Raw genomic sequence first — 6,000 nt, forward strand, 5'->3', positions numbered from 1 at the left:
ACATTATCACTAAATCATTCATTCACAATTGAAAATCATGCAACTCAGAAAATTTCAAACAGAACTTATTAGCGAAATCGGTCTTGGTACTTGGCAACTAGGCAGTGCCGATTGGGGAAATGTTACAGAAGAAGCTGCTATCGAAATCCTCAATCGATTTGTGGATTTAGGAGGTAACTTTATCGATACGGCCGATGTCTATGGTGGAGGTATCAGCGAAAAGGTTATCGGTAAATTTTTGAAAACTCGTTCTGAAAAGCTTTATGTTGCTACCAAACTCGGAAGAAGAGGCGATAATGGAAACGGTTGGCCACAGAACTTTACGTATGAGGCTATCAAACAGCACGTGGAAGACTCTCTTCAAAATCTTCAATTGGAGCAGTTGTATTTAGAACAGTTACACTGTATCCCAACGGAAGAATTACAAAAAGGTGATGTTTTTGACTCGCTTAGAAAACTTCAAAGCGAAGGTTTAATCAAATACTGGGGTGTTAGTGTCGAAACTGCCGAGGAAGCGCTTATCTGTTTAGAGCAAGAGGGCTTGGCTTCTTTGCAAATTATTTTCAACCTATTCCGTCAACATTTAGCCGACGAAATTTTTGCGAAGGCTCAAGAAAAAGGCGTTTCCTTAATCGTTCGTGTGCCCTTAGCGAGTGGACTATTGAGTGGGAAATATACCAAGGATACCGAATTTGCTACTACAGACCATCGTAACTATAATGCTAATGGAGAGTTTTTCAACGTTGGCGAGACGTTTTCGGGAGTAGCTTTTGCACAAGGTGTAGAGTTTGCTCAAAGTTTGGGAAATCTTATGCCCGATGAGCGTTTGGCACAATGGTCATTACGTTGGATTTTGGATCATCCTGCTGTTACTACAGTGATTCCTGGAGCTACCAAAATTTCTCAAGTTGAATCCAACATGGGTTCTAGTAATTTGGAGCCATTATCCGCCGAAATTCATACGGCTTTGAGAGAGGTGTATGATAACCAAATTAAGCCTGCAATTCGTGGGAAATACTAGTCGGAATAGGTGAAAAAAATGTTAATATTTGTTAAAATTGACTTTTTTGAAATTTTTTTTCTGAAAAAATAAGAGATTCTTGCCACTGAAAAAGTGCTGGCTAGATTTCTTTAAAAAGTGGGCTATCTCGACAGATAGCCCACTTTTTTGTATTAATCCAAGAAGTATTGCAAATTGAAAAAACTAAAATGTATATCAATAAAGTACAAAGCCGTAAACTCATAAGTATTGTGCAAGCTTGTAAATGACAGGATTTTACCGTAATTTTGCACTCCATCATCCAAAAAATAGACATGGTAAAATCCATTTTATTGCTTATTTTTTGTAGTGTAATTTCACTCTCAATTGTAGCAAAAGATGCACGGTCATTTCAGGGTAAAGCTTCGTTTTATGCACGTAAATTCAACGGCAGACGAACTTCAAGTGGCGAACGCTACAAAAATAATGGCTACACAGCAGCTCATCGTAGTTTGCCTTATGGTACCTTGTTGGAAGTAACCAACAAGTCCAATGGTAAGAAAGCTGTGGTACGTGTAAACGACAGAGGCCCGCATAGAAGAAAAGTACTTTTAGACTTAAGTTATGCGGCTGCCAAAAAAATTGGAATAGTTAGAAGAGGTATAGGTAATGTACGTGTTAGGGTCCTCTCTAAACAGGAAATTCCAAATGCACTTTATGCAAGTGCACGCAATTAGGAACAATCTTTTCCTTATTATGAATCCTCATATCTTCGGGTATGAGGATTTTTTTAGGTTCAAAGGGGATAGGGGTGAGGGGTTAGTTTTTTAAGGTTCAAAGGGATCAGGCACAGAGGCACAAAGTGGTTTTAGGGTTTAGGTGAGGAGTTGTTGTGAGGGGGCTTTTGGGGGATTTTGACATGGATAAAATTCCTTTTCCTAATTTTCAAATTATCAAATCTTCAAATTTACAAATTGCAGCTATTCTTTATTAAATTTAGGAAGGATTTGACTTGGTACTTTCCAAAACACTAAGATAAAACACTTTGTGCCTTTGTGCCTTTGTGCCTTTGTGCCTTTGTGCCTTTGTGCCTTTGTGCCTTTGTGCCTTTGTGCCTTTGTGCCTTTGTGCCTTTGCCAAGCCAGAACCTTCTTACCTCAAACGCTCCAAACTATAATGCAAAGACGCAATTTTCTACAAAACCTTATGTTAGGCACAGGAGGCTTATCTGCCTTGCCGTTTACCAGTCAAGCGACCAATCAAAATCTACAACGCATTCTTGGTTATGCTCCTCAAAAGGATGTTACTACTGACGAGGATTATTGGGCACAAATCCAATGGGCATTTTCTGCTTCACCCAATTTGATTAATATGAGCAATGCAGGGGTAAGTCCACAACCAATTATGGTACAGGACGCCCTTACACATTATAACAAGCTTTGTAACGAAGCGCCAACGTATTATATGTGGCGTATTTTGGACGAAAATCGAGAGGCTGTTCGTAGTAAGTTGGCAGATTTGGCAGGTTGTTTACCCGATGAAATAGCCATGAATCGCAATGCTACAGAGGCATTGGATACGATTATTTTGGGTTTAGAACTACAAAAAGGCGATGAAGTGGTTATGTCCTTACAAGATTATCCGAATATGCTTCATGGATGGCGACAGCGAGAAAAGCGCGAAGGTATTGTGATTAAATATGTCAATCATAATCCTTTGCCATGTGAGGATAACGATTTATTGGTAAGGCGATATGTCGAGTTAGTAACCGAAAATACTAGGATTGTTCATCTAACCCATATGATTAACTGGACAGGACAATTGTTGCCCGTAAAAGCTATTTCTGAGGCTGTAAAAAAGAAAAATCCAAAGATTAAAGTAGTAGTGGATGCGGCGCATACCTTTGCGCAAATTGCCTACAAAATCCCCGATTTAGGTTGTGATTATCTGGGAGCTAGTTTGCATAAATGGCTTTGTGCACCTTTTGGAACAGGCTTGCTTTGGGTCAAAAAAGAACATATTGCTAGTTTATGGACACATACTCCTTCTGATAATCCTTTGAAAGATGATATTCGAAAATTTGAAGGGCTTGGGACACGTTCCTTTCCGATAGAAATGGCGATTGGTCATGCCGTAAATTTTCATAATGCTATTGGTACTGAAAGAATCCAAAAAAGGCTACAATATCTTAAAAACTATCTATTGACTCGTTGTGTAGACTTACCCAATTTTTATACCCAAACGTCTTTAAAGCCTGAATTTTCTGGTGCAATAGCCCTAATAGGTTTTAAAGGGATGACCTCTGGAGAATTACACAATAGTCTCATGAAAAAATCGAGAATTTATACTTCTCCAGTCACTTGGGAAAATGTCGTGGGTGTCCGTGTGACCCCTCATATTTATACGCCAATCAAGGACATGGACAAAGTAATTTTGACGCTTCAGGATATTGCAAAGGATCAGAATAAAGCTCCTTCAAAGTAAAAGAAGTCCTAGGATTACTCGATGAGAAGTAATCGATCAAAGCGCAAGAAAGTTTTGAGGGTAAATAGTGGAAATTTTACATAACAAACCCTTCGGAGGTTTTATAGAATTATGTAGGAGAAATAACTGATTTTACGAGTCTGTTTCAACACGCTGAATCATACGTTTTTGAAAATCTTGAAAAATACTTGGATTACTATACAGTTTCGAAAACATAATAGCACCCTCCAATTCCATGAGCGTTTGTTGCGCTAGAATTTGGGATTGTTCTTGAGAATAGAGTTCTAGATAAATATTAGCAAAGCTCTGAACTATACCATCCATAATGGTAGTGAGCAAATGTCGGAAGGAAGGATACAGATTTGCAGTTTCCAAAATCGTATTTCCCAAAATACAACCTCCATTTTTATGAATCACTACTTTACTTAGCCCTTTCAAAAAAAGCTTCATTCGTTTTGAAGCAGGGTACTGTTTATGGAAGGCCAAGGGGTAAACATTACTTTTCAACTCATAATCAATACTCTCAAGAATTTGTACCATTAATTCTTCTTTACTAATAAAGTAATGATAAAAGCTTCCCTTTAGCAAACCTACTTCGGCTGCGAGGTCTGACATAGAAGTGTTGTGGTAACCTTTATTACTGAACACGTTTAGGGCTTTGGCTATTATCTCATTTTTAGTAACTTTTTGAATAGGCATACTTGATGGCAAGATGGTTTTAGAAAAAAATTAATTGAGCTAATTTACAAGTATTTAGCTGAGAATAAGGGGCATAATTGCGAAAAAAGGCCTAGAGTTTATTAAATGGTAAATAGTAGTTTGAATCCTACAATTTTTTATATTTTTTGTACCATATTATCTTGCTCAATAGGCTTGTTAAATCATGATAAAATACTAAAGAGACGTGTTAATCTTTTGTTAATCACAAGGTACAGCCGAGATATTTATGTAAATTCGTTTTTCAATAAAACTTTATATCAGAATGAAGAGATGGATGATATGCCTTTTGTTTTTGGGCATGATGACAGCTAAACTGAATGCGCAACATCGTATTGAGATACAGGTAAAAGGTCTGAGTGATTCTACATTTTATTTAGTGAATGGCTTTGAAAAAAGCTATTTGGCTTTGGATACTGCCAAAGCGGATGGTGACGGAAAAATCCTATTTCAAGGTAAAAAAGATTTGCCTTTGGGTTTTTATGTATTGGTACAAGGCAATCAGCGTATTTTTGATTTACTCATAACAACTCAGACCTTCAGCGTCAAGACAGATAAGGCTGATTTATATGGGAAAATGGAAATTATAGGCTCTGAGGAGGCTCGCCAGTTTGCCGAATTTTTGAGAACAGTCAACGAAAAAGGGGCTAAAATTCAAAATGCTCCAGCCAATGAACGTCCCAAACTGATAGCAGATATTGATGCTTACAAAAAAACATTTGTTCAAAAATATGGCAAGGAATCTTTGGCCGCTAATATAGTGCGTATCAATACTGAGATTGTAGCTCCGCCGTATCCTGCCAAACCTACCACCGAGGATACAATCAAACATAATGAGTATGTACTTAAACATTATTTTGACAATGTAGCGCTCGAAGACGAACGTATGATGCGAACGCCATTTCTAGGGCCTGTGCTGGAAAACTACCTCAAAACGGTTGAAGGACCTTATTCGCCAGATACCTTAATCCAGATTTCGGATAGATTACTCGATCGTACGCCTCCAAAGTCTGACCAACGAAAGTATGTGTTTAGTAAAATCGCACAAAAATTTCTTTCGACAGATTATTTAGGAAAAGAGGTTGTGTATACCCACGTAGCGGAGAAATACATGATCAAAAATATGGCTCTTTGGGACTCTGCTACGGTGGTTCGCAATTTTGAGTATGTGTATCGTATGAAAAAGGTTCTGATAGGTAATACCCTCAAAGATTTACCTATGAGCGATACTCTCGGTAAACCTGTAAGTCTTTATCAAACAAAATCGAAATATATCTTGGTCATGATTTATGACCCGAATTGCCATCATTGCCAAGAAACAACCAAAAAGTTGGTAGAAGATTATCCCAAACTACAAGCAAAAGGCGTGAAGGTTTTTATGGCTTGTGGGGTACGTGGACAAGAAAAAGATAAAAAAGATTGGAAGAAATTTATCAAGGATTTTAAAGCACAGAAGTTTATTCACGGATACGACAATGCTTCGAGTATTGACTTTACGAATGATTACAATACCCAAACATATCCAAATGTATTCTTGCTGGATGCAAACTACAAAATACTTGCTAACAAAAAATTAGATACAGAGCAGTATTTGAATTTGATTAATGCTGAGGAGAAGAAGAGGAAAAAATAGGGTATAGTAGTAAGAAAGGCACAAAGTGGCAAAGGTACAAAGGCACAAAGGCACAAAGTGGCAAAGGCATAAAGGCACAAAGTGGCAAAGGCACAAAGGTACAAAGTGGCAAAGGCATAAAGACACAAAGTGGCCAAAGGCATAAAGGCACAAAGTGGCAAAGGTACAAAAGCACAAAGTGGCAAAG

At 37.9% G+C, this 6,000-nt stretch carries 5 protein-coding genes; 4 read left to right on the forward strand and 1 reads right to left on the reverse strand.

Annotation, left to right across the window (positions count from 1 at the left end):
- Positions 1–37: 37 nt before the first annotated feature.
- The 3 genes from BWI92_RS23620 to BWI92_RS23630 all read left to right on the forward strand — a co-directional run bounded on the left by BWI92_RS23620 (position 38) and on the right by BWI92_RS23630 (position 3,463).
- Positions 38–1,021, forward strand: a complete 984-nt coding sequence (locus tag BWI92_RS23620; protein WP_095167485.1) for an aldo/keto reductase — start codon at positions 38–40, stop codon at positions 1,019–1,021.
- Positions 1,022–1,314: 293 nt separating this feature from the next.
- On the forward strand, positions 1,315–1,716 hold the full coding sequence (locus tag BWI92_RS23625) for a septal ring lytic transglycosylase RlpA family protein (protein ID WP_095167487.1): 402 nt from the start codon (positions 1,315–1,317) through the stop codon (positions 1,714–1,716).
- A gap of 439 nt (positions 1,717–2,155) precedes the next feature.
- Complete coding sequence (locus BWI92_RS23630; protein ID WP_229363506.1) at positions 2,156–3,463, forward strand: aminotransferase class V-fold PLP-dependent enzyme; 1,308 nt, start codon at positions 2,156–2,158, stop codon at positions 3,461–3,463.
- A gap of 132 nt (positions 3,464–3,595) precedes the next feature.
- Here the strand turns inward: BWI92_RS23630 and BWI92_RS23635 are convergent, their stop codons facing one another.
- Positions 3,596–4,162, reverse strand: coding sequence for a TetR/AcrR family transcriptional regulator (locus BWI92_RS23635; protein ID WP_095167489.1), 567 nt, complete (start codon positions 4,160–4,162; stop codon positions 3,596–3,598).
- A gap of 283 nt (positions 4,163–4,445) precedes the next feature.
- Between BWI92_RS23635 and BWI92_RS23640 the strand changes: the two genes are divergently transcribed.
- Entirely contained in the window at positions 4,446–5,813 is a 1,368-nt protein-coding gene (locus tag BWI92_RS23640; protein WP_095167491.1) for a thioredoxin-like domain-containing protein, read from the forward strand.
- Positions 5,814–6,000: the final 187 nt, after the last annotated feature.

Origin of the sequence: Flectobacillus sp. BAB-3569 (assembly GCF_002270355.1) — a bacterium.
Classification (GTDB): domain Bacteria; phylum Bacteroidota; class Bacteroidia; order Cytophagales; family Spirosomataceae; genus Flectobacillus; species Flectobacillus roseus.

Excerpts from the sequence above, each read along its gene's own strand:
- BWI92_RS23630 (WP_229363506.1), top strand. The coding sequence starts at position 2,156 with ATGCAAAGACGCAATTTTCTACAAAACCTTATGTTAGGCACAGGAGGC.
- BWI92_RS23625 (WP_095167487.1), top strand. The coding sequence starts at position 1,315 with ATGGTAAAATCCATTTTATTGCTTATTTTTTGTAGTGTAATTTCACTC.
- BWI92_RS23620 (WP_095167485.1), top strand. The coding sequence starts at position 38 with ATGCAACTCAGAAAATTTCAAACAGAACTTATTAGCGAAATCGGTCTT.
- BWI92_RS23635 (WP_095167489.1), bottom strand. The coding sequence starts at position 4,162 with ATGCCTATTCAAAAAGTTACTAAAAATGAGATAATAGCCAAAGCCCTA.
- BWI92_RS23640 (WP_095167491.1), top strand. The coding sequence starts at position 4,446 with ATGAAGAGATGGATGATATGCCTTTTGTTTTTGGGCATGATGACAGCT.